General features: G+C 68.6%; 15 protein-coding genes and 2 pseudogenes. 11 read left to right on the forward strand and 6 right to left on the reverse strand.

Annotated elements, in window-relative coordinates:
* Nucleotides 1-250 precede the first annotated feature (250 nt).
* The 7 genes from AKJ08_RS12640 to AKJ08_RS12670 all read left to right on the forward strand — a co-directional run bounded on the left by AKJ08_RS12640 (nucleotide 251) and on the right by AKJ08_RS12670 (nucleotide 14,154).
* Entirely contained in the window at nucleotides 251-1,270 is a 1,020-nt protein-coding gene (locus AKJ08_RS12640; protein ID WP_157370653.1) for a hypothetical protein, read from the forward strand.
* Nucleotides 1,271-1,323: 53 nt separating this feature from the next.
* Nucleotides 1,324-6,126: a zinc metalloprotease gene (locus AKJ08_RS12645; protein WP_240475323.1), complete on the forward strand. Its 4,803-nt coding sequence runs from the start codon at nucleotides 1,324-1,326 to the stop codon at nucleotides 6,124-6,126.
* A 159-nt stretch (nucleotides 6,127-6,285) separates the two neighbouring features.
* Nucleotides 6,286-7,512 (forward strand): sigma 54-interacting transcriptional regulator, encoded by a 1,227-nt coding sequence (locus AKJ08_RS12650; RefSeq protein ID WP_050726398.1) that lies wholly within the window; start codon nucleotides 6,286-6,288, stop codon nucleotides 7,510-7,512.
* Complete coding sequence (locus AKJ08_RS12655; protein ID WP_050726399.1) at nucleotides 7,512-8,240, forward strand: hypothetical protein; 729 nt, start codon at nucleotides 7,512-7,514, stop codon at nucleotides 8,238-8,240. The genes AKJ08_RS12650 and AKJ08_RS12655 overlap by 1 nt, the downstream gene beginning before the upstream one ends.
* Nucleotides 8,237-8,701 (forward strand): hypothetical protein, encoded by a 465-nt coding sequence (locus AKJ08_RS12660; RefSeq protein WP_157370654.1) that lies wholly within the window; start codon nucleotides 8,237-8,239, stop codon nucleotides 8,699-8,701. The genes AKJ08_RS12655 and AKJ08_RS12660 overlap by 4 nt, the downstream gene beginning before the upstream one ends.
* 121 nt (nucleotides 8,702-8,822) lie before the next feature.
* Nucleotides 8,823-9,134 (forward strand): polyhydroxyalkanoic acid system family protein, encoded by a 312-nt coding sequence (locus AKJ08_RS12665; RefSeq protein ID WP_050726401.1) that lies wholly within the window; start codon nucleotides 8,823-8,825, stop codon nucleotides 9,132-9,134.
* Between the two features lie 295 nt (nucleotides 9,135-9,429).
* Nucleotides 9,430-14,154: a zinc metalloprotease gene (locus AKJ08_RS12670; RefSeq protein WP_157370655.1), complete on the forward strand. Its 4,725-nt coding sequence runs from the start codon at nucleotides 9,430-9,432 to the stop codon at nucleotides 14,152-14,154.
* Here AKJ08_RS12670 and AKJ08_RS12675 read toward each other — a convergent pair.
* Entirely contained in the window at nucleotides 14,123-15,136 is a 1,014-nt protein-coding gene (locus AKJ08_RS12675; RefSeq protein WP_050727569.1) for a zinc-dependent alcohol dehydrogenase family protein, read from the reverse strand. The two genes, AKJ08_RS12670 and AKJ08_RS12675, sit on opposite strands and share 32 nt — an antisense overlap.
* 56 nt (nucleotides 15,137-15,192) lie before the next feature.
* On the opposite strand from AKJ08_RS12675, the gene gloA reads away from it, so the two are divergent.
* Together gloA and AKJ08_RS12685 are read left to right on the forward strand one after the other, a co-directional pair.
* On the forward strand, nucleotides 15,193-15,579 hold the full coding sequence (gloA, locus tag AKJ08_RS12680) for a lactoylglutathione lyase (protein WP_050726402.1): 387 nt from the start codon (nucleotides 15,193-15,195) through the stop codon (nucleotides 15,577-15,579).
* Between the two features lie 128 nt (nucleotides 15,580-15,707).
* Nucleotides 15,708-16,445: an SDR family NAD(P)-dependent oxidoreductase gene (locus AKJ08_RS12685; RefSeq protein ID WP_240475326.1), complete on the forward strand. Its 738-nt coding sequence runs from the start codon at nucleotides 15,708-15,710 to the stop codon at nucleotides 16,443-16,445.
* On the opposite strand, the gene AKJ08_RS12690 is transcribed toward AKJ08_RS12685, so the two are convergent.
* Together AKJ08_RS12690 and thiD are read right to left on the reverse strand one after the other, a co-directional pair.
* The gene (locus AKJ08_RS12690; protein WP_050726403.1) at nucleotides 16,442-17,785 is read right to left on the reverse strand and encodes an NAD(P)/FAD-dependent oxidoreductase; all 1,344 of its coding nucleotides are present in this window, start codon (nucleotides 17,783-17,785) and stop codon (nucleotides 16,442-16,444) included. The genes AKJ08_RS12685 and AKJ08_RS12690 overlap by 4 nt on opposite strands.
* Before the next feature lie 56 nt (nucleotides 17,786-17,841).
* Nucleotides 17,842-18,618 (reverse strand): bifunctional hydroxymethylpyrimidine kinase/phosphomethylpyrimidine kinase, encoded by a 777-nt coding sequence (gene thiD, locus AKJ08_RS12695; RefSeq protein WP_050726404.1) that lies wholly within the window; start codon nucleotides 18,616-18,618, stop codon nucleotides 17,842-17,844.
* A gap of 205 nt (nucleotides 18,619-18,823) precedes the next feature.
* On the opposite strand from thiD, the gene AKJ08_RS12700 reads away from it, so the two are divergent.
* Both AKJ08_RS12700 and AKJ08_RS12705 read left to right on the forward strand, forming a co-directional pair.
* Entirely contained in the window at nucleotides 18,824-19,570 is a 747-nt protein-coding gene (locus AKJ08_RS12700; RefSeq protein WP_050727571.1) for an SDR family oxidoreductase, read from the forward strand.
* A 106-nt stretch (nucleotides 19,571-19,676) separates the two neighbouring features.
* The gene (locus AKJ08_RS12705; RefSeq protein WP_050726405.1) at nucleotides 19,677-19,922 is read left to right on the forward strand and encodes a hypothetical protein; all 246 of its coding nucleotides are present in this window, start codon (nucleotides 19,677-19,679) and stop codon (nucleotides 19,920-19,922) included.
* On the opposite strand, the gene AKJ08_RS12710 is transcribed toward AKJ08_RS12705, so the two are convergent.
* The 3 genes and pseudogenes from AKJ08_RS12710 to AKJ08_RS12715 all read right to left on the reverse strand — a co-directional run.
* Nucleotides 19,910-20,770 (reverse strand): tRNA nucleotidyltransferase/poly(A) polymerase family protein, encoded by an 861-nt coding sequence (locus AKJ08_RS12710; protein ID WP_169788715.1) that lies wholly within the window; start codon nucleotides 20,768-20,770, stop codon nucleotides 19,910-19,912. The two genes, AKJ08_RS12705 and AKJ08_RS12710, sit on opposite strands and share 13 nt — an antisense overlap.
* A 9-nt stretch (nucleotides 20,771-20,779) precedes the next feature.
* Nucleotides 20,780-20,965 (reverse strand): annotated as a pseudogene (locus AKJ08_RS20915) (hypothetical protein); the annotation flags it as partial.
* A 5-nt stretch (nucleotides 20,966-20,970) separates the two neighbouring features.
* Nucleotides 20,971-22,551 (reverse strand): annotated as a pseudogene (locus AKJ08_RS12715) (CBS domain-containing protein); the annotation flags it as partial.
* Between the last annotated feature and the right edge of the window lie 23 nt (nucleotides 22,552-22,574).

Below are 22,574 nucleotides of genomic sequence, written 5' to 3' on the forward strand. Positions count from 1 at the left end.
GAAGGCGCTTCGCGCCCGAACCAAACGGCCAAAAACACCCCCCGGCGACGATCTCGCGAACCCGGTTCGGATCTCCGAACTAGCGGTCCCAAAGAAGGAACGCGGAGACTCGTTTCGATCGCGCAATCTAAGGGTGGTCGGCTTGCCAACGGTCGAGATCTCGGCTCTACTCCCGCGCCCAATGGATGGCATCGGCGCTGCATCGGGATCTCCGAGGAAGCGCGCGCGTCTCACGCGCCAGAGGTAAGGCATGAAGCTACGTCAGATTCTCGGGATCGCAGCCCTAGCGTTACTCTTGCTCCCGGCGGCCCGCGCCTCGGCGCAGAGCCCCGCCCAGGCCATCAAGGAGGCCGAGGAGGGCGTCGGCGCGGAGAAGAACCCCTGGCGGGGAAGCCGTATTTCGTACGAGCACGGCTCCGCCGCGATCGGTTTCAAGAAGGACGCCGAGCTCACGTGGAACCCGATCTACGTGCACACGCTCTCCCTCCAGCCCCAGTGGTACTTCAGCAACGCCTTCTACGCGCGGGCCCGCTTCGATCTGGAGCAGGAGCTGACCAACTCGGACTACACCAACAAGAAGAACGAGCTCGAGTGGAGCGACCTCTCCCTCGAGCTCGCCACCACCGGATGGAAGGAGGAGACCTCCGGCGTCCGCGTGTCGGGCGGCGTTCGCGTCGCCCTGCCGCTCTCGAAGCTCTCGCATGCGCAGACCCTGAAGCTCGGGATCAGCCCCGGGCTCAGCCTCTCCCGCTCGTTCGACGTGCTCTCCGGGCTCACCGTCAGCTACGCGGGACGGTTCAACGGGCGAATCTACGATCAGACGACCGCGCAGACCGACGGCCACGGCATCGTCGGCTGCAACGACGGCTCGTGTGACTATCTCCGGAACTCCGGCTACCGAAACTCGCCGTGGGACATCGGCCACGGTCCGATGGTCAGCGTCTCGCCGATCGACGAGCTCTCCCTGACCGCGAGCCTCAGCTTCGTTCGGCAGCAGCTCTTCAAGCTCGGCACCGCCGACGTCACCCTTCCGACCGGGAACACCCACCTCGATGGGGCCGATAAGGATCCGAGCGCGCGGTACGTGAGGGTCTTCCTGGTGGACGCCACGTACACGCCCTTCGACGGCTTCTGGGTTTCGGGCGGCACCAGCACCATGGCTGGTCAGCTCGCACCGGACTCCAGCGACCGCTCACCCTTCTTCAACCGCTTCACCATGGTCTATCTGGGCATCGGCGCCGAAGTCGACGGCCTTCTCTCGCACTTCTAATCGGTCTTGGGAGGCTCCATGGGGAGCTTCCTCTCGGAGGCAGAATGAGTTGGATGAACAAAATGTGGAGGAGCTCGACGCTGCTTGCAGCGGCGGCCCTCGCTCTTGCCGGCTGTGGCCAGGAGCGGGATCCCTTGAACAGGGTCCAGCCGGATGTGCTGGAGAAGTCGTTCTTCGTCGGCTCGAACCCCGAAGATCCCTCCGACGCTCCTGAGTTCTACTCGCAGGCGACCATCGTCGACGTCGGCTTCGGCGCGGCGCAGGACGGCCTCTTCACCTCGACGTACGCCCAGCCCCTCGCGCGCCTGAAGTGGACGATCCAGCAGGACTACCTGATCGGCCGCCTCACGTATGAGCGAATCGACGGCTCCGACGGCAAGGGCACCGGCGCCGGCCCCCTCCGCAACGAGGGCGTGATCGCGGCGATGTTCAAGATCGAGAAGCACTTCGACATCCAGCGGAGCTACAACCCGACCACTGGCGAAGAGCAGAACATCGTCGAGGAGAACACCGACCGCCCCTGGTACGAGCGCAAGTACATGCGGGTCAACTGGTCGAAGAACGAGAACACCGACTCGTACGACTTCGACACCCTGTCGATGCTCGGGATCATCGGCGGCATCAAGTACGAGTCCTCCTCGTACTTCGTGAATGATCCGTCGGACGAGAATGCCCCGAAGTTCGTCCCCGAACAGGGCTACTTTGACGTCACGACCAAGGCCTTCGCGGTGCCTCAGCAGGTCGACCTCCGCCGCCTCGGCTGGGGCATCGACAGCTACCCCGCGTGCTTCCTCTCGCCCGAGTTCGCCGGCGGCGCCGGCCCGAGTGCGAACTGCAACCCGGTCGAGATCACGATCCGCCACTCGTTCAAGCGCCTCGAGAACAAGGACTACGAGCCTGCCGACTGGGACGGCTACCGCTTCCAGAACTTCGGCGCCTTCACGACGGAGCGCCTCGGCTACGCCCGCAACTACGGGATGACCGACGACCGCCAGTACCGCTTCATCAACCGCTACAACATCTGGGAGCGCAGCCACTACTACGCGAACCCCCAGGAGATGACGGGCGCGATCGAGTGCTTCACCCCGAACACCACGAAGCCCGGCGAGGATCCGAACCGCGGGTACGCCATCAACGGCACCGCCGACGAGTGCAAGGCCGCCGGCCCCGGCTCGAAGTGCGACACCTTCAGCCAGAAGTGCACCCTCCCCTACCGTGAGCGCGATATCCGCCCGCAGCCGTGGTACCTCGCGAGCGGCAGCGCTCCCGAGTACTTCGACGGCACCAACATGGCGGCCCAGGAGTGGGATACGGCCCTGCGCGCGTCGGTGATGACGGCCCGATACGCGGAGTGCATGGCCACCCGCAAGCCCGGGTCCACCGAGCCCGAGTGCGACGCCACGTACCCGATCTACCGCGGCCAGCAGAACGAGAACGACGACGCGATCGCCCTCTCGCGCGAGGTGGACTTCTGCTTCGCCGGCAAGGCCTACCCCCAGTTCGCCGGCAACTGCGAGAAGGTCGCCGATCAGGTCGGTAAGGAGCGCAGCTACTCCGCCGGCGTGATCGAAGTTGCGAAGCTTCCCCGCATCATCGTCCTCTGCCACAGCCCCGTCGAGGCGGGCGATCCCGCCCAGTGCGGCGGCCCCCGGCTCCCGGCCACCCTCACCGCCGAGCAGTGCTACGACGCGCGCAACGCCGGCGACAAGGCCACCGTCGCGGTCTGCGACGCGGCCCGCACCGTGCGCCGCGGCGACCTCCGCTACCACCAGGTCAACGTGATCACCGCGCCCCAGACCCCGTCGCCTTGGGGCATCATGGTGGACTCGCACGATCCGCTCACGGGTGAGAAGGTCGCGGCCAGCATCAACATCTGGTCCCACGTGACCGATCTCGCCAGCCAGGGCCTCGTCGATCTCGCCCGCTACGCCGCCGGCGAGCTCACCACCGAGGACGTCACCGAGGGCACCTACGTCTACGACTGGTCCAGGGCAGCCGAGTCGGCTGGCAAGGCCGGCTCGCTCTCGCCGATGACCCGCGATCAGCTCGACCAGCGCGTCGCCGACATCACCGGCGTCTCCGCCGACACGTACCGCAACATCACGGTCGAGGCCTACGGCTCGCGCCGCGGCCGCATCGAAGAGGTCGCGAGCAAGCTCGCAGGGGTCCGCGCCGATCTGAACGCGCCGTCCGACTTCAAGCACGTGTACGACGCGCGCCGGAAGGCCGCTGTCGCGAACGGGCTCGACGCACTGCTGACCACCAAGGCGATGCAGCAGTACGCCGGCGTCACCACCAACACCCCCGACTACCAGGTCCTCGCTTCGCCCCTCCAGGGATCGAACCCCAGCCTCATGAGGGACATGCGCAACGCCAGGGAAGTCGCCCTGGCCGCGCGCGGCACCTGCATGATGTCGGGTGAGGCAGGTGAGGCACCGGCTCCCGTCAGCATCGCCAACCTCGGGAAGGAGCTCCAGCGGAAGTTCGGCAACTTCAACCCCGCCGACAACGCCGCCACGCAGCTGGCCCGCGCGGAGCGCATGCGCAAGTACATTGCGCACCGCTACAACTACGCCGTGATCGCCCACGAGATGGGCCACTCGATCGGCCTGCGCCACAACTTCGTGAGCACCTCCGACGCCTGGGGTTACCGCCCGCAGTACTGGCAGCTCCGGACCAGCAACGGCAAGCGCGTCGCCGAATGCAAGACCCTGCGTGCTGACGACGATTTCAGCTGCGTCGGTCCCCGCTACTTCGATCCGGCCTCGCCGGAGCAGAGCGAACAGCTCATCCAGATGTTCATGCACTCCTCGGTGATGGACTACCCCGGTGAGCTCTCGCAGGACATGGTCGGTCTCGGCGCGTACGACTTCGCGGCGGCCCGGTCGTTCTACGGCGACGTCGTTGCCGTGTTCCAGGACCCCAGCTACCTCGCCGGCAAGGCCCGCGGCACCGGCATGCTCGCCAAGGACTCGAACTTCGGTGGAATCCTCGGCATCCAGCCGATGGTCGGCATGGAAACCAACGTCGCCAGGACCCAGACCTTCCACTACTCGCAGCTCCAGAATAACTACGACCTGATCTCCGACTGCAAGGAGATCACCGCCAGCCAGTTCAAGCCGGCCGTGTGGAACGAGAAGCGCGACGGCAACTGGGATCCGCTCTTCGACGGCATGCTCGTCACGGTGGACGGCAAGCACACCCGCTGCCAGACCCAGAAGGTCGACTACGTCCCGTACGCCTCGCTGCGCTTCCCGACCTCCCGGGAGATCGACGCCAACCGGTTCCGCGGCGGTCCCGCGGTCGATCGCTCGTCCCGCGTCCGGGTGCCGTACGGCTTCGCCACCGATCGCTGGGCCGACCTCGGCAACGTTTCCGTGTACCGTCACGTCAACGGCGCCGACATCTACGAGCTCTTCGACTTCCTGATCACCCAGCAGGAGATGAACCACATCTTCGACAACTACCGTCGAAACCGGCTCACCTTCAGCATCCGCGGCGCCGCGAACCGCACCCTCTCGCGCTACAACGAGAAGCTTCGTGACGCGGCCAAGGGCCTGGGTCTCATGGTCAACATCTACAAGGACTACGCCGCCCAGGAAGGCCTGGATTTCGGCACGCTGTGGGCGGCTGTCGTGAAGACCAACAGCTGGGATACCAACCTCATGGCCTCCGGTCTCGCCTTCGACCACTTCACCCGGCTCACCGCCCGGCCCGAGATCGGTCCCCACGGCATCAGGAAGTTCAAGGGCGCCGAGGATCCGGTCCTCCGGTCCGGCGCTGGCGTCGAGGTGGTCATCCCCAACGGTGCCTCCGGCGCCTTCGGAGACAAGGTGACCTACGGCGGCAAGCTCGTCGAGAACACCCTCTCCGACAACCACGGTGAGTACGACTCCGAGTACACCCTGAACGCCGGCTCGTACTACGAGAAGGCCTTCACGGCGATGCTGATGACCGAGTCGGTCGACAACTTCATCAGCTCGAGCCTCGATGACTTCGTCGACGCTCGCTACCGCTCGGTGTCCCTCGCCGACGTCTTCCCGGATGGCTTCCGCCGCTGGCTGGGCAATAACCTCACCGGTGACGACAACCTCAAGGGTCCGCGCCTCGCGACCCTGGCGAACGGCACGGTCGACCGCGACACCAAGACGCGGCTCCCCACCAAGGGGATCGGCTGGACCTCGTGGTGGCCGAGCACCGGCCCCGAGACCTGCTTCGCCGAGGAGAAGAGCATTCGCTGCTCCACCACTCCCACCACCACCTCCCGCGCGATCGATCCGCAGATCGGCTGGGAGCAGCAGAAGTTCCTGATCGCGTTCACCCTGATGTACCTGCCCGAGAACGCGAAGCAGACCTGGCTCAACCAGATGGCGCTCTGGGAGAAGGGTCTCGACTCGGATCCCGGCTTCCAGAACCGGATCGAGTTCCACGACCCGCACGGCAAGGTCTGGGTCGCCAAGACCTACGGCCGGGAGACGATCTTCGGCAAGTCGGTCCAGAAGGGCATCGGCGCACGGGTCCTCGAGTGGGCGAACGAGCTCACCTCCAAGGCCTACGTGACCGATCCGGGACCCGACCTCGACGGCGACGGCCAGCCCGACTGGTACGTCCCGGTCCTCGGTGCGGATGGTCAGCCCATCGTGAAGTTCGACCCCACGATGGAGTGGATCAAGCCGGACGGGACGTCTGGCGGGTCGGCGCCTGCTGGCTGCAACGCGACCGACAACTCCAAGTGCACGTGCAGCATGAACCGCTCGTGCGTCATGCTCGACAACTACGTGCAGGTCCCCTACTTCCTCCGCCAGGCCATCGTGAGCTACGGCTTCACGGGCCTCGGGATGAAGGGCTGGTACTGATGTAATCGGAAGACGCGACCCCGCGTCTTCCCACGAGGCGGCCAGGTCGGGAGCTCCCCGATCTGGCCGCCTCGACATTTTTGGGGCGCTTGTTCGATCGCTCGGCTTCCCGTGATAGGCTTCTGATCAAGAGGCGGTATCAGACGGCGAGGCTTCGCGATGGACGCTTTCGCAACCACTTTCGACAAGCTGGGGATCGTCGGATCGCGCTTCCGCGAGGACGTCGCCTCCCAGGTTCAGGCCGCAGTGCTCTCGCGACGCGGCCGGGACGCGGTCCGCCTCGCCGGCCTCACCGGCACCGGCAAGGAGCTCGTCTCCTCCCTCGTCCACGAGGTCGCCAGGTGCGAGCTCGGCCGCGACGGCGAGATCGTCGAGATCAACTGCGGCAACCTCTCCGACTCGCTCTTCGAGAGCTCCCTCTTCGGCCATAAGCGCGGCGCGTTCACCGGCGCGAACGCCGATCAGGCGGGTCTGCTCGAGAAGGCGAAGGGCGGCACCCTCGTCCTCGACGAGGTGCAGAACCTCTCCCTGGATTCCCAGGGAAGGCTGCTGCGCCTGATCGGCGAGAGGGAGTACCGGCCCGTAGGCTCCACGTCCCTCAAGCGCACCGACGCGCTGATCGTCCTCGTCTCGAACCTGGACCTGGTGGCGCTCACCAGGGACGGCCGCTTCCGCCGCGATCTCCTCGATCGCGCGCCGGCGAAGATCAACCTCCTCCCTCTCTGGTCGCGCCGCGAGGACATCTCCGAGCTGGCCACCACCTTCGCCCGCGAGGCCGCCGGCGACAGGGGCTGGACCGAGTTCGAGGGTCCCACCCGCCGGGCGCTCGCCGATCTCGAGGGCGCCCTCGTAGAGCATCGCGAGACGTCGGTGCGCAGGTTGCGCGAGCTGGTTCGGGACGCCGTCTTCGCCTTCGAAGGCCAGGACCCGATCTCGCTCGAGAGCAGCGCGTTCTCTAAGGTGCTTCGAGATTTCTACGGGGCCGGCACAGAGGACCGGGACGCCTGGGATCGCGCGGACATCGAGGAGCGGTTCGACCTCGCGATCGAGGCCCAGACGGTCGCGCGGATCGCCGAGCTCCACGCCCTGCCCCAGACCACCTTGCTCAAGCTGGCCCGAGTCTTGCGTGAGCTCCATGGGTCGCTCACCGGCGGAGAGAAGCCGGTGCCGTCCAGCTATCGAAACCTCATGGCCCGAACGTCGCTCGCCACGAAGGCTGCGCTCTGGCTGCTCAGCGGGGCGCGGAACCAGAGCGAGTTCCGGCGGTTCTTCGGAACGAACCCCCACGAGATGCCGCCGAAGAGCGTCGCGTGGCAGATCTACCACGACGTCTTCGGCTCCCTCGAGGAGACGTCTCCGCCCGGCACCGGCGAGGAATTGAATTGATGTCGGCCAGCGTCGCGAAAATCTACAGCGAGACCGGGTGGGACGCCCTCTCGGGCGAGGTCCCAATCATCGTGCGCGTCCTCTCGGGAGCGGCGACCCTGGAAGAGCTGGCCGACGCCGCCGGGGAGCGCGATCTCGTCCGCATGCGAAAGCGGCTCTCGAGGTTGGTGCGTGAGGGGATCCTCGTGCAGCAGGGCGCTCTCTACGAAGCGACCGCGCGCGCCTTCGAGAGCGACCGCCAGGAAGGGATGCTCACCACGGTGGCGCGCCACTTCCTCCCGGTCATCGCGAAGGTCGCGAACGATCCGTCCAGCGGCTTCGTGGCGCAGGTCGATCTCGACCTCGACGAGGCAGAGCAGGAGGCGTTCTGCTCCGTGGGCGAGCAAGCGCTGCTGGAAGAGCTGACCGCGCTCACGGAGCTCCCGGCTCCCGCCAAGGAGCCCTGGGCGCTGGTGGTAATGGCCACTTCGGACGTCCCGCCCGAAGACCCGACACAGGAGCGGCTCATGGAGACGCTCCGGCGCTGCGCCAGGCAGCGCGCCACCGCTTCGCTGGCGCCGCGTTCCGTACTGCGTTATCTGGAGGGGCACTTCGGGGATCCCGGCGCCGCCGTGGAGCTCGTCCGAAAGGCCGCTTCGAAGTTGGGGGAGCGGCGGCCGGGCCGGCGCTTTTCCGTGACCTACACATTTTGCGCGTCCCCGCGCACCACCGTTGGAGAATGGCGATGAGGCCCCTTCTTTCCACAATGGCGGCGCTGCTCGTCCTCGGGCTTCCGTTGGCCTCGGCCCAGGCTGGCGTCGTGATCATCAACGCGCGCGACGGAGGACGCTATGCGTACTTCGATCCCTCCACGGGAACCTTTCTGACGCAGAGCCAAGGCAGCCAGGGAGGTCAGGACGACTCGCTCCGAACCGGCCCGGCTAACGTGATCCCGCCCCGACCTGGCACCCCTGGTTCGCCCGGGACGCCCGGCACGCCAGGCGCTTCCGGCTCGGACGAGTCCAGCGAGTCGTCCGGTTCGAGCGGCTCCTACCGTCCCGGCCGGTACGAGCTCAAGCAGATCGCCGACGGGTCGATCACGCCGGACGAGGCCATGGCGGGTTGCGGGGGCGCGAGCGCTGCCGCAGGCCCTGGAGGCCTCCTGCCCCTCGCGATCGCATCCCTCGCGCTCCTGCGCCGGCGCCGGTAGCCGGAAGCGGTCCTGTCCTCCGGGAGGCCCTTCGGGGCCTCTCGGCGTTTCGAGCCAGAAGTAGCCCACGGGAGGGCTTTGGCTGGGGCGATGACCGGCCGGTTTTGGTAGATTCCCGGCCATGTCCATGCACATCGACTTCCCGACCCGCCTCCCCGTCTCCGAGGCCAAGGCCCGCCTCCAGCGCCTCGGCGAGTACCTCCAAGCCAAGCACGGAATCGGCGTAGCCTGGCAGGGCGACGAAGGGACGATCCGTGGCCGCTACCTGGTGGTCGCGATCGAGGGGACGGTCTCGGTGCGCGAAGGGATGGTCACCTTCGACGGCAAGGATCCGGGCCTCCTCTGGCGGAGCAAGGCCAAGGAGTACCTCACCCACAAGATGAGCAAGTATCTCGATCCGGCCGTACCGATCGACATGCTCCCGAGCGCGTAGCACCGGCGCTCCGCTTTCGGCGTCGCGCGAGAGCGTTCGGCCGGCCCTCGGCCGCGTTCGATCCTCCGAACCCGCGCTTCGAAATCAGGAAAGCTGCGGCCGCATTCGGCTCCGTTCGCCCCAGATTCGAGCAGCCCCCGTTCACCGGCTCTTGGCACGCGCACTGCACTGCGAGTGGTGCGTACAATCACGCCCAGGCGTCGGAGGGGATACTCGAATGAAGCCTCGAAGGGATCGCGGTGCGCGGAGGCGTGCCCAGTCATTCTTCCCGCTACGCTGTAGCTCGTTTGCGCTGTTGGCGCTCCTTGCTCTCGGCACGGGCTGCAGCAAGGGCAGAGAACCGGCCGAGCGGGTGCAGCAGCCTGGGCCGCACGCGCTGGAAAAATCATTTTTCGTCGGCAAGGACCCCGGGGATCCCTCGAGCGCTCCCGAGTTTTACTCGCGAGCCACCCTCGTCGGCGTCGGCTACAGCGAAGGAAATGACGAACGCTTCACCGCCGCCTCCGAGCGCCTCGCGCGCCTCAAGTGGACGATCTACGAGGACTTCCTGATCGGCCGCCTGACCTACGAACGCGTCGACGGCAATAGCGTCGATCGGCTGCGCAACGACGGCGTGATCGCGGCGATGTTCAGGATCGGGAGGCACGTCGACTTCCAGCGTAGGTACAACCCCGCCACCGGCGAAAACCTATACGTCGAGGATACGGAATCCCGCCCCTGGTACGAGCGGAAGTACATGCAGGTGGATTGGTCGAAGAACCTCAACACGGACAGCTACGACTTCGACACCCTGTCGATGATGGGCGTCTACGGCGGCGTGAAGTACGAGCCCAGCTCGTACTACCTGAACGATCCCGCCGACCCGGATGCTCCGCGGTTCGACCTCGAGAACGGCTACTTCGACATCACCACCAAGGTCTTCGCGGTCCCGCAGCAGGTGGACCTGCGCCACCTCGGCTGGGGAATCGACAGCTACCCCGCGTGCTTCCTCGGGGACACGATCGGCAGCGGGTCCGGGCCCTCCACCAGCTGCAACCCCGCGGAGTTGACGATCCGGCAGTCGTTCAAGCGCGTCACGAACACCGACTACGAGCCGGCGGACTGGGACGGGTACCGCTCGCAGGCCTTTGGGGCCTTGACCTCCAATCGCTTCGCCCCCCGTGGCTACGAGTACGGCGGAGACCGCCAGAACCGCTTCATCAACCGCTACAACATCTGGGAGCGAAGCCACTTCTATCGGGATCCGGCCGCGATGACCGGCGCGATCGAGTGCTCCACCCCTGCGACCACGCCCGCCGACGCGGACCCGAACCGCGGCTTCGCCGCCAACGGCACCGCCGACGAGTGCGTCTCCGCCGGCGCCGGCTCGAGGTGCGACACCTTCAACCAGAAGTGCACCCTCCCCTTCCGCGCCCGCAAGGTCCGGCCGCAGCCCTTGTTCTTCACCCTCGGTAGCAATCTCGACTACTTCGACGCCACCGACCGGGCGACCCAGGAGTGGGATACGGCCCTGCGCGCCGCCGTGATGAGCGCTCGCTATGCCGAGTGCATGGCGACCCGGGGGAAGGGCTCCGCAGAAGCGGCTTGCGAGGATCGCTTCCCGGTCTACTTTGGCCAGCAGGAAGAGAACGACGACGCGATCGCCCTCTCCCGCGAGATGGATTCCTGCCTCCGCGGCAAGGCCTACCCGGACTTCGCAGGTCGCTGCGACGAGGTGGCGGAGCAGCTGGGGAGGGACCGCGGCTACTCCAAGGGAGTCATCGAGGTCGCCAAGCTGAATCGGATCCTCGTCCTCTGCCACAGCCCGGTGGAGGCCAACGATCCCGCCGAGTGCGGCGGCCCCCGGCTCCCGGCCGGCGTCACGGCCCGAAAGTGCGAGGAAGCCCGCGACGTCCGCGACCTGGGCACCATGGAGATCTGCGATGGAGCGCTCTCGGCTCGTCGCGGTGACCTCCGCTACCACCAGGTAAACGTGCTCGCCGCTCCGCAGAGCGGTTCGCCCTGGGCGATCATGGCGGACGCCAGCGATCCCCTCTCCGGCGAGAAGATCTCCGCGAGCATCGACGTCTCCTCCCACGTCACCGACCTGCTGAGCCAGGACCTCGTGGACATCGCGCGCTACGCAGCGGGCGAGCTCCCCAAGGGGGGCCTCAACGAGGCAGAGTTCGTATACGACTGGTCCGGCGTCGCCAAGGCCGCCAGCAAGGGCGGAGGTGCCCTCCCCCCGCTGACCCGCGAGGAGCTTGAGCGGCGCCTCGCCGAGGCCTCCGGCGTCTCACCGGAGACGTTTCGCGAGGCGTCGCTCGACCGGCTCCCGAGCGCGATCGTGGGCCAGGTGGACGCGATCGCCGCGAGAGTCGATGGCATCCGCTCCGACGTGAACGCTCCATCCGACTTCGAGCCGATCTACGAGGCGCGCCGCAAGGCCGCCGTCGACGACCATCTCGACATGGCGCTGACCACCAAGGCGATGCAGGAGTACGCAGGGAGCGCCTTCAACTTCCCCGGTTTCATGACCTTGGCCTCGCCGCTCCAGGGCGCGAACCCCGTCCTCGCGAGGAAGATGCGCAGCGCCAAGGAGGTCGCCCTGGCGGAGCACGGAGCCTGCGTGCTCGGAGACCCGCCCGCCCCGGTCTCCATCGCCAACCTCGCCAGGCACCTCGAGCGCAAGTTCGGCGCCGTCGATTCCAAGGACGGTGTCGCTAGCCAGCTCGAACGCGCCGAACGCATGCGCCGCTACCTCGCGAGCCGCCTCCATTCCTCGTTGATCGCCCACGAGCTGGGGCACTCGGTCGCGCTTCGCCACAACTTCGTGAGCTCATCGGACGCCTGGGGCTATCGGCCGCAGTACTGGCAGCTCCGAACCCGAGACGGCGAGCGGAAGGAGGCGTGCACCGACCTGAACACGCCCGCCGATTGCGTCGGCCCGCGCTACTTCGACCCGGTCTCGGACGAGCAGAGCGACGAGCTCATCCAGATGTTCATGCACTCCTCCGTGATGGACCACCCCGGCGAGATCCTCCAGGACATGGTCGGCCTCGGCGCCTACGACTTCGCGGCGGCCCGGTCGTTCTACGGCGACACCATCGCGGTCTTCGGCGATCCGAGCTACCGCGCGGGCCTCCCCCGTGGCACCGGCATGCTCGCCAAGGACGGGAACTTCGGCGGAACCATCGGCATGCGCCCCATGATCGGGGGCGAAGGCAAGGACGCGTCCAAGACGACGACCTTCCACTACTCCCAGATCCAGAACGCATTTTCCGTGATCGACGACTGCCGGGCGGTGGACGCCACCCGCTTCGAGCCCGCGGCCTGGGACGAGAAGCGAAACGGCGCCTGGGATCCGCTCTTCGACGGCTTCATGGTCAAGGTGAATGGATCTCACACTCGATGCAAGACGCAGCAGGTCGACTACGTGCCCTACGCCTCGCTGCGCTTTCCGACGAACCAGGAGATCCGCACGGAGAGCTATCGAGGCGGACCTTCCGTCGATCCCTCCCTCCGGGTCCGGGTGCCGTACGGCTTCGCCACCGATCGCTGGGCGGACACAGGAAACGTCTCCGTGCTCCGCTACGACAACGGCGCCGACATCTACGAGCTCTTCGACTTCCTGATCGCCCAGAAGGAGATGAGCCACATCCTCGACAACCACCCTCGGAACAAACTCACGTTCAGCGTTCGTGCCACCGTGACTCGCAGCCTCGCCCGCTACGACGAGAAACTTCGCGACGCGACGAAGGGCCTCGGCCTCCAGCTCAACATCTGCCGCGACCTTGCCAACAAGGCCGGCCACGATCCTGGCTCGCTCTGCGCCGCGGTGGTCAAGGCCAACAGCCTGGAAGGCAACCTCCTCGCCTCGGGCCTCGCCTTCGATCACTTCAGCCGGCTGCTCGCCAGGCCTGAGGCCGGACCGCACTCCGTCGAGCGCCTCGGCAATGGGAACGACGACGTGCTCCGCTCCGGCGCGCCGAGCGGTGCGCGCCCCGAGGTGATCGTTCCCTACGGCGCCACGGGCCGGTTCGGCGGCGTCTCGTACGGCGGAATGCCGGTGGGGAACGTCTTCGCCAGAGACGATGACGGCTACAAGCCCTTGGGCGCGGGCTCGTACTACGAGAAGGCCTGGTCGGCGATGCTGATGACCGAGTCGGTCGACAACTTCATCGGCGCGGGCCTCGACGAATTCGTCGACGCCCGCTTCCGCGCGGTCTCCCTCGCCGACATCTTCCCGGACGGCTACCGGCGCTGGCTGGCGAACAACCTCACGGGGGACGACGCGATCAAGGGGCCGCGGCTCGCAACCGACGCAGCGTTCCGCGTCCGAACCGACGCCGACCTTCTCCCGTCCGGAATCGCTTGGACCTCCTGGTGGCCCGCCAGCGGCCCCGAGAGCTGCTCTACCGAGAACATGAGCGTTCTCTGCACGACCATCCCCGCGAGCTCACGCCCCGTCGATCCGCAGGTGGGCTGGGAGCAGCAGAAGTTCCTGATCGCATACACGCTGATGTATCTGCCCGAGAATTCGAAACAGGCCTGGCTGGACCAGCTCGCTATCTGGGAAGTCGGCCATGACGACGATCCCGGCTTCGCGAACCGGATCGAGCTCCACGATCCATGGGGCACGATCTGGGTCGCGAGGACCTTCGGCAAGGAGACGATCTTCGGCAAGACGGTCCAGAAGGGGATCGCCGCCCGGGTGCTCGAGTACGCGAACGAGCTCGTCTTCAAGGCATACGAGACCGAGCCCGGGACCGACCTCGACGGCGACGGCAGTCCCGACTGGTATGTCCCGGTGCTGGGCTCGAACGACCAGCCCAGGGTGAAATTCGATCCCACGATGAAGTGGCTCACTCCGAACGGAGCGCCGCCTGCCGGCTGCAACGAGACCGATAACTCCAAGTGCACCTGCGACCAGAACCGCGCGTGCGTCGAGCTCGGCAACTACTCGCAGCTCCCGTACTTCCTCCGCCAGGCCCTCGGGAGCTTCGGGTTCAGCGTCCCGGGGATGAAGGGCTCGCAGTAGGGAGGAGCACGGCGGCGCCGCGGCGGATCCGGCCCGACCGGAGCGCCTCGAGCGCGTCGTTCGCCCGCTCCAGAGGGAAGGTCCGGATCGTGGTCCGGACCTTCGCCCTCGGAGCGAGCTCGAGGAACTCGCGGGCGTCTTCGCGGGTGAGGTTGGCGACGGACCGCAGCACCCGCTCACCCCAGAGGAGCTCGTAGGGAAACGACGGGATGTCGCTCATGTGGATCCCGGCGCAGACCACGGTCCCGCCCTTTCCGACGGCACCGAGGGCGGCGGGGACGAGGGATCCCACCGGCGCGAAGACGATCGCGGCGTCGAGCTCGACGGGCGGGAGCTCGGTGGACGCTCCCGCCCATGACGCGCCGAGCTCCCTGGCGAAGTCCTGGGCCTCGGCGTCGCCCTCGCGGGTGAAGGCGTAGATCTCCCGGCCCTGCCACAGCGCCACCTGGGTCACGAGGTGGGCCGCCGCGCCGAAGCCGTAGATCCCGACTCGCCTCGCGTCTTTCGTCATCCGTAGCGAGCGGTAGCCGATCAGGCCGGCGCAGAGAAGCGGGGCCGCCTCCTCGTCCGAATAGCCGGACGGCAGCGGAAAGACGTAGCGCGCGTCGGCGACCACGTGCTCGGCATATCCGCCGTCGAGCTGGTACCCCGTGAAGAGGGCGCGATCGCAGAGGTTCTCCCTGCCGGAGAGGCAAAAAGCGCAGGCGCCGCAGGTCCAGCCCACCCAGGGCACGCCGACGCGGTCGCCGATCTGGAATCCGTCCACCTCGGGCCCGAGCGCCTCCACGCGCCCCACGATCTCGTGGCCCGGGACCAGCGGAAGCTTGGGGTGCTCCAGCTCGCCGTCGACCACATGAAGGTCTGTCCGACAGACGCCGCAAGCGCTCACGGCGATCCGAACCTCTCCCCGTCCGGGCGTGGGCGTCGGGAGCTCTCGGAGCACCAGCGGCCGCTTCGGCTCCTCGAGGACCATCGCTCTCATCGCGCCCTCCATCTTTCGCGTGGACTCCCCGGAGCCCTGCGATTAACCAAGTGGGGATGAGAATCCTCCACACGATGATCCGGGTCGGCAACCTCGAGCGCTCGCTCGATTTCTACACCCGCGTGCTGGGCATGAAGCTCCTGCGCCAGCACGAGTATCCGGGGGGACGATTCACCCTCGCCTTCGTCGGCTACGGCCCGGAGGAGAGCCACGCGGTGATCGAGCTCACCTGGAACTGGGACACCGACCGGTACGACCTGGGCGACGGCTTCGGTCACATCGCACTCGGAGTCGACGACATCTACACGCGCTGCGATCAGATCCGCGCTGCGGGCGGAAAGGTGGTTCGAGAGCCGGCGCCGATGAAACACGGCACGACGGTGATCGCCTTCATCGAGGATCCCGACGGCTACAAGATCGAGCTGATCCAGGGCAGCAAGTGAACGGCGGAGCCGAAGGCGGAGCAAACGAAAGGAAGAGCGTTTCCGCGCGAAGCGCGGCTGAAGGAATCGGGCCCGCTTCTGCGGGACCGATTTCTTCACACGCTCCGAGCCGCTGGCGCACCGCGCTGGTGACCGGCGCCTCGAGCGGCCTGGGCGCCTCGCTCGCGAAGCGACTCGCGGCAGGGGGCGCGGAGGTCGCGCTGTGCGCCAGGCGAGCCGAGCTCCTCGAGGAGCTCGCCGCCGAGATCCGCAGCGCGGGAGGGAAGGCGCGGATCTATCCGGCGGACCTCTCCGATCCGGTCGCGACGCAGGCCCTGGTGAGGCGCGTCGACGACGAGCTCGGCGGCCTCGACCTCGTGATCGCCAACGCCGGCATCGGGGTCACCCGCTGGGCCGGCAAGCTCGATTGGGAGGCGATCGCGCCCACCGTCGACCTCGACGTCTCCGGGGCGGTTGCGACGCTCACCGCCGTGCTCCCGCGAATGGTGGAGCGCAAGCGCGGGCACATCGTGGGGATCTCCAGCCTCGCCGGCTACCGGGGCATGCCCCGCAGCGCGGCCTACAGCGCATCGAAGGCATTCCTTGCGGTCTTCCTCGAGAGCCTCCGGGTGGACCTGCGCGGCACGGGCGTGACGGTCACCGACGTGAGGCCCGGCTTCGTCCGCACGCCGCTCATCGACGCAAACCCGTATCCGATGCCGTTCCTCCTGGAAGTCGAGGACGCCACCGAGCGGATGATCCGGGGGATCGAGCAGGGCAAGGCCGTGGTCGCGTTCCCGTGGCCTCTGGCGACGATCGTGCGGCTGTCCCGGCTGGTGCCCGCCTCGCTCTACGACCGGGTCATGGGCGGCCTGCGCACGCGCTAGTGAAGGGGCGGACGCTCCTCCTCCTCGCGCCTCCTGGCCTGCATCCGCTCGACGTCGATCTCCGACGGCTCGACGAGACGCGCGGGCTTTCCGGCCTCGATGCGGCGTCCGGTGATCAGGCGGGCCCCCTTCCGGTACGTGAAGTACGAGAAAGCCCACTCCGCGAGGACGAACGCCCGGTTGCGGAAGCCGATCAGGTAGAAGACGTGGACGAAGACCCACGCGAGCCACGCGAGGAAGCCGTCGACGCGCAGCCGACCCATCTCGAGCACGGCGCGGGAGCGCCCGACCGTGGCCATGACGCCCTTGTCCCGATAGCTGAAGGGCTTCCGAGCCTCTCCCCCGAGCGTGCGCCCGATGTTCGCCGCGACGCTGCGGGCCTGCTGCATCGCCACCGGCGCGACGCCCGGGAGCGGCTTGCCTTCCGGCCCGCGGAAGGAGGCCATGTCGCCGATCACGAAGGCCTCCGGATGACCGGGGATCGAGCAGTCGTCGCCGACGATCACCCTGCCCCCTCGGTCGAGCGCCACGCCGAGGCGCGCCGTCAGCGGCCTCGCCTGGACGCCGGCGGCCCACGTCACCGTCCCCGACTCGAGCAGCTCGCCGCCGACATGGACGCCGTCCTCGTCGATGGAGGTCACCTTCTCCCCCGTCATCACCTCGACACCGAGCTCGCCCAGGTGCCTGGCCGCCTTCTCGGCGAGGCTCTCGTCGAAGGCCGGCAGGATCCGGGGGAGCATCTCGAGGAGGACGATCCTCGCCTCCGCGGGTCTCGCGACTCGGAAGTCCCGCGCGAGGGTGCGGCGCGAGAGCTCCGCGAGGGCCCCGGCGAGCTCGACGCCCGTGGGGCCGCCGCCGATCACCACGAAGGTGAGGAGCTTGCGACGGGCCTCGTCGTCGGCCGTCCGCTCCGCTGCCTCGAAGGCGAGGAGCACCCTCCTCCGGAGCTCGATCGCGTCGTCGAGGTCCTTGAGGCCCAGGCTGTTGCTCGACCACTCGAGGTTGCCGAAGTAGTTGGTCTGCGCGCCTGCCGCGACGATCAGGTACTCGTACGAGAGCGGCCGCTCGTCGCGGAGGGTGACCTCCCGGTTCTCGAGGTCGATGTCCTTGACCTCGTCCAGGAGCACCCGGGTGTTCTCCTGCTTCCGGAGCACCGAGCGGATCGGGGTGGCCACCTCCGAGGTCGACAGTCCGGAGGTGGCGACCTGGTAGAGAAGCGGAGCGAAGAGGTGGTGGTTGCACCGGTCCACGAGCGTGACCTTGACCGGTGCGTGCTTCAGGGACTTTGCCGCGGTGAGTCCGCCGAACCCGCCGCCGATGATCAACACGTGGGGCGCCATACCCGGAACCTAATCGCGCAGCGCCGGGTGTGCCGGGTCGCGCCGGGTCCGCTGAATCAGCCCATGTGATCCACCGGGCCGAGGCCCTTGCCCAGGTCGGGGCCGTTCGAGATGGCCCGCTGGATGAAATCCTTGGCATCGGCCACCGCCTCCCGGAGCGGCTGCCCGAGCGCGAGGCCGGCGGTGATCGCGGCGGACGCGGTGCAGCCCGTGCCATGGGTGCTGCGGGTCGCGAGCTTCGGCGCGGAGAAGCGGTGGAGCTCCTCTCCATCGAAGAGGATGTCGATCGCCAGCTCGCCGGGCAGGCTGCCGCCCTTGAGCCAGACCGCCTTCGGCCCGAGGGCGGCGAGGGCCCTGGCCGCCTCCCGCATCTCGCCCTCGTCGACGGGCGTCGCGCCGAGGAGCGCGCCGGCCTCGTGGAGGTTCGGCGTGAGCAGGCTCGCCTTGGGCAGCAGGTGGCGCTTCAGCGCGTCGATCGCCTCGGGCCCCAGCAGCGGGGCGCCGTGCTTCGAGATCATCACGGGATCGACCACCAGCGGCCAGAGGCCGTGGCGCTCCACCGCCCAAGCCACCGCCTCGATCGCCTCTGGCGAGCCCAGGGCGCCCGTCTTGGTCGCGTCCGGGCGAAGGTCCCCCGCGACGGACTCCACCTGCGCGAGGATCGCCTCCGGCGCGATCGGGTAGACGCCCTGGACACCCACGGTGTTCTGCGCCGTCACGAGGGTGATCGCGCTCGTGCCGTAGACTCCGAAGCGGAAGAAGGTCTTGAGGTCGGCCTGGATCCCGGCTCCGCCTCCGGAGTCCGATCCCGCGATCGTGAGCGCCTTGCGCATCGGTCGTCGATTCTCCCCGGCCACCCGCGGCCGCGCCGCCCTTGTAGCCCGATCCGACGGGAAGCGCACCGGGCGGAGAGACGGCGAACGAAGCGGACGATTGAGCCGGCCCGCTCCGGGCTGGTACAACTCCCCCCTCTTCGCCCAAACAGGCGACCAACGAGGCGGCCCTTGGCTGGCGCCTCACCTCACGCGGGAGCGGAACGTGCTGCTACAGGATCTGAAGATCATCGTCACCGGCGGGGCCCAGGGCATGGGCGCCCACTTCGCCAGGCAGCTCCACGCCGCCGGCGCCAAGGTCGCGGTCGGCGACGTGAACGACGCCGGCCTCGCCGAGCTGCCCAAGGGCATCTTCACGCGCAAGCTCGACGTCTCGAGCGAGGCGGATTGCGAGTCCTTCGTTGCCGAGGCGGCGGAGGCGATGGGCGGCCTGAACGGTCTCGTCAACAACGCCGGCATCCTGCGCGACGGCCTCCTCGTGAAGAAGGACAAGACCACCGGCGCCATCACCAAGCTCACGGCCGCTCAGTGGAACTCGGTGATCGCCGTGAACCTCACGGGCGCGACCTTCATGACCCGCGAGGTCGTGGCGAAGATGGCCGAGACCGGTAGCCGCCCGGGCGTGATCGTCAACCTCTCGTCCGTCGCCCGGCACGGCAACCGGGGCCAGTCGAACTACACGGCCGCCAAGGCCGCCCTCGCCGCAAACACCGTCACCTGGGCGCGCGAGTTCGCCGCCTTCGGGATCCGCGTCGGCGCCGTCGCGCCGGGCATGATCGAGACCCCGATGACCGCGGGCATGAACCCGAAGGCCCACGACGCGCTGGTCGCCGCGATCCCCGTGGGTCGCACCGGCGTGCCCGAGGACATCTGGCTCGCGGTGAAGTTCGTCCTGGAGTGCGATTACTTCAACGGCCGCGTGATCGACGTCGACGGCGGCCTGTCGATCTGACGGGCGCCCGCGCCTTTCGCTCGGACCTCGTGGAGCTCGTGTTCGAACGAGCTCCACGGGTTTCGTGGCGATTGCGCCCTGGCCGGATCGCGCCCAAGCTCGTGTCATGAGCCGGTTCGAGCGAGAGAGGCTGGGGCGCTGCGACTTCCTCGACGTCCTCGAGGAGTCGGTCCTCATGCACGTCGACGTCGAGGTGGAGCTCGCTGGCGGCGAGACCTTCGTCGACCGGCTACGCGACGTCCGAACGGAGTCCGGCGTCGATTACGCGGTCTTCCTGGAGCACCCGCGGGTCGAGGTAGCCTCCATCGCCGCGGTCACCCGCCGCAGCCTGCCCCACACCTACCCCGCCTGATCCCTTCCCACCTTGACGAGCACGGCCCGGGCGGCGGCGATCTGCGCCTCCCAATCCGCGCCGTCCCACGCCTTGCGGCGGGCGGCGTCCAGGGCGCGGCCGAAGGCGGGCCCCTGGCGGAAGCCCTGGGCGAGGAGCTCGTCGCCGCCGAAGGCCGGCTCGATCGCCCGGCCCTCCTGCAGCCACCAGTCGATCCACCTGCCGTGGCCGCGGCCTTCGGCGAGGCCGAGAGCGTAGACGAGCTCCGCAGGGTCCAGGCGCTCGAGGAGCTTCGCCGCGTCGGAGGGCCGCTTCGCCTTGGCGAGGGCCGACACCGCGCGCTTCGCCTTCTCGGCTCCCTCGCGGAAGCGGCGCCTGGCCTTGTGGCCGCCGGGGATCATCCGATCGAGCGTGGCGCGGTCGGGACGGGGGATCGCCGAGGCCACGGCGAGCCAGAGGACCTCGGCCTGGGACGGCGCCTCGTCGCCCAGGACGCCGCCGGCGCGAGCGGCCGCCGAGCGGGCGTCCTGCAGCCGCTCGAGGAAGCCCCGGGTGGCGTCGAAACGCTTGTGGATCACCGGGAGCAGCCGCCATTCCCGGAGGAGGCGGAAGGCCTGGACCACCGCGGGCTCCGCGAGGATCCGATCGAGCTCGCCCCCGAGGCGCTCGCGGCCGAGGGCGTCGAAGCTCCCCGCCCTGCGTGCGGCTGCCATTAGGCCGAGGGTCTCTGGGGCGAGGCGCAGGTCGAGGCGGGCGGCGAAGCGCGCGGCCCGGAAGGCGCGAGTGGGATCGTCGTGGAAGCTCAGGCCGTGGAGCACGCGCAGGAAGCCCGCCTTCAGATCGGCGAGGCCGCCGTAGGGGTCGTGCACGGCTCCCGCCTCGCGCGGATCCACGGAGATCGCGATGGCGTTGAGGGTGAAGTCCCGCCGGAAGAGATCCTGGCGCAGGCCCGCGTGGAAGGCGACGGTGGGGAGCGCGGCCCTCCGCTCGTAGTGCTCGAAGCGCGCGGACGCGAGGTCGACGCTCGCTCCCCCCGATCTCCGCGAGAGGGGCCGATCCAGCAGGCGGTGCCGAAGGCCTCGTGGACCTCGACCTCGCCGCCAAAGCGCCGCCTCGCTTCGGCGGCCAGGCGGGGCGCGTCGCCCTCGAGCACCAGATCCACGTCCCGCACCGGGAGGCCGAGGAGGAGATCGCGGACGGTGCCGCCCACCAGGTGGAGCGGCCGGCCCCACTCTCCCGCGATGGCGCCGAGGGACTCCACCAGCTCCCACCGCTCGCCGAGGCCCGTGCGAACCTTGTCGAGGATCGACTCCGCCGAGGGCGGCCGGATGCGGCGCCCCGCGGTCGGCTCCTCGAGCGCGCGGAAGACGGCGCCGCGGGTCAGGATCCCCACCGCGCCGCCGGGAGGATCGCCGACGAGGAGGAGCCGCGACGGGCCCTCGATCAGCCGCTCCCGCGCCTCGGCAACGGATGCGTCGGCGGGGATCCAGGCGGGGGCGAAGGCGGCGAGCTCGCCCGCGGGCCTGTCGCCGAGGCCGTGGCGGAGCGCAGCATCCACTTCACGACGGGTGACGACGCCCACGTACTCCAGGGCCGCGCCCTTGCCCTTGGTGAGGGGGAGGGAGTCGATCCGGCGCTGGTGGATCAGCTCGCCGGCGTCGCGGATCGAGGCTCTTGCGGGGAGGCGAAGGAAGTCGCGAGTGGCGAGCTCGCCGGCACGGCGGCGGTTGCCGAGCGTCTCCTCGAGGGTGGAGCGGAGGATCGCCTGCGCTTCACGGATCGTGATGTCGCTCAACACAGCGCTTCCGGCGTCCCGATGCCCGCCTCCGCCGATCCGTCGCATTACCGCTGCGACGTCCACGGCGTCGTCACCCCTCCCGATCACGTCGACGCGATCGCCGCTGCCCGCGAGGAGGAAGGCCGCAGGCCAGTCCTCCGCCGCGCGGAGCTGCTCCAGGAGCACCGAGAGCTCCGCCTCGTAGCCGGGCAGGTCGAGGGAGAGGAGGACGACCGGGATCCCCGCGATCTCCGCGTGCACGGCGGAGCGCGACATCTCCTCCAGGAGTTCGAGCTGCCTCGAGGTGTAGCCCTTGGGCACGTAGCGCTCGATCCACTCCATGGGCGCGCCCCACTCCATGCAGCGCGCCGCGGCGACGAGGTCGAGGGGGCGGGTCCCGGGGAAGGTGAAGTGCCCGGAGTCCTGGTGGATCCCGAGGGCGAAGAGGCCGGCTTGCTCCGGCGTCGGGCGCAGGCCCGCCTCGTCGAGCTTCATCACGAAGGCCGAAGTGCACGCGGCGACGCGAGGCATCGGGGCTCGGGGGAGATCGCCCTCCGCCGTGGGATGCGTGTCGAAGGCCAGCACGCTCTCGAAGCGCGGCGCGAGCTCGGCGAGGGGGCCGATCCGCGCGGGATCCGCCGTGTCCGCGACCAGCATCCGGCCCGGCCGCTCTCCGCCTTCCAGCCTCGATCGCAGCTCCGGAAGCGAGAGGAGCGCCGGCAGTGAACGCTGCTGCTCCTCCCAGAACCGGCGCGTGGTGGCCTCCATCGAGCCGGGGAGGACCAGCTCGATCCCGGGCTCGAGGAGCCGCAGGGCCACCAGCGATGCGAGGCCGTCGAGATCGGCCGAGAGGTGGGTGGTGGCGACGTCCATGTCGCCATCCTAAGCGGATGTCG

This window comes from Vulgatibacter incomptus, assembly GCF_001263175.1.
GTDB classification, from domain to species: domain Bacteria; phylum Myxococcota; class Myxococcia; order Myxococcales; family Vulgatibacteraceae; genus Vulgatibacter; species Vulgatibacter incomptus.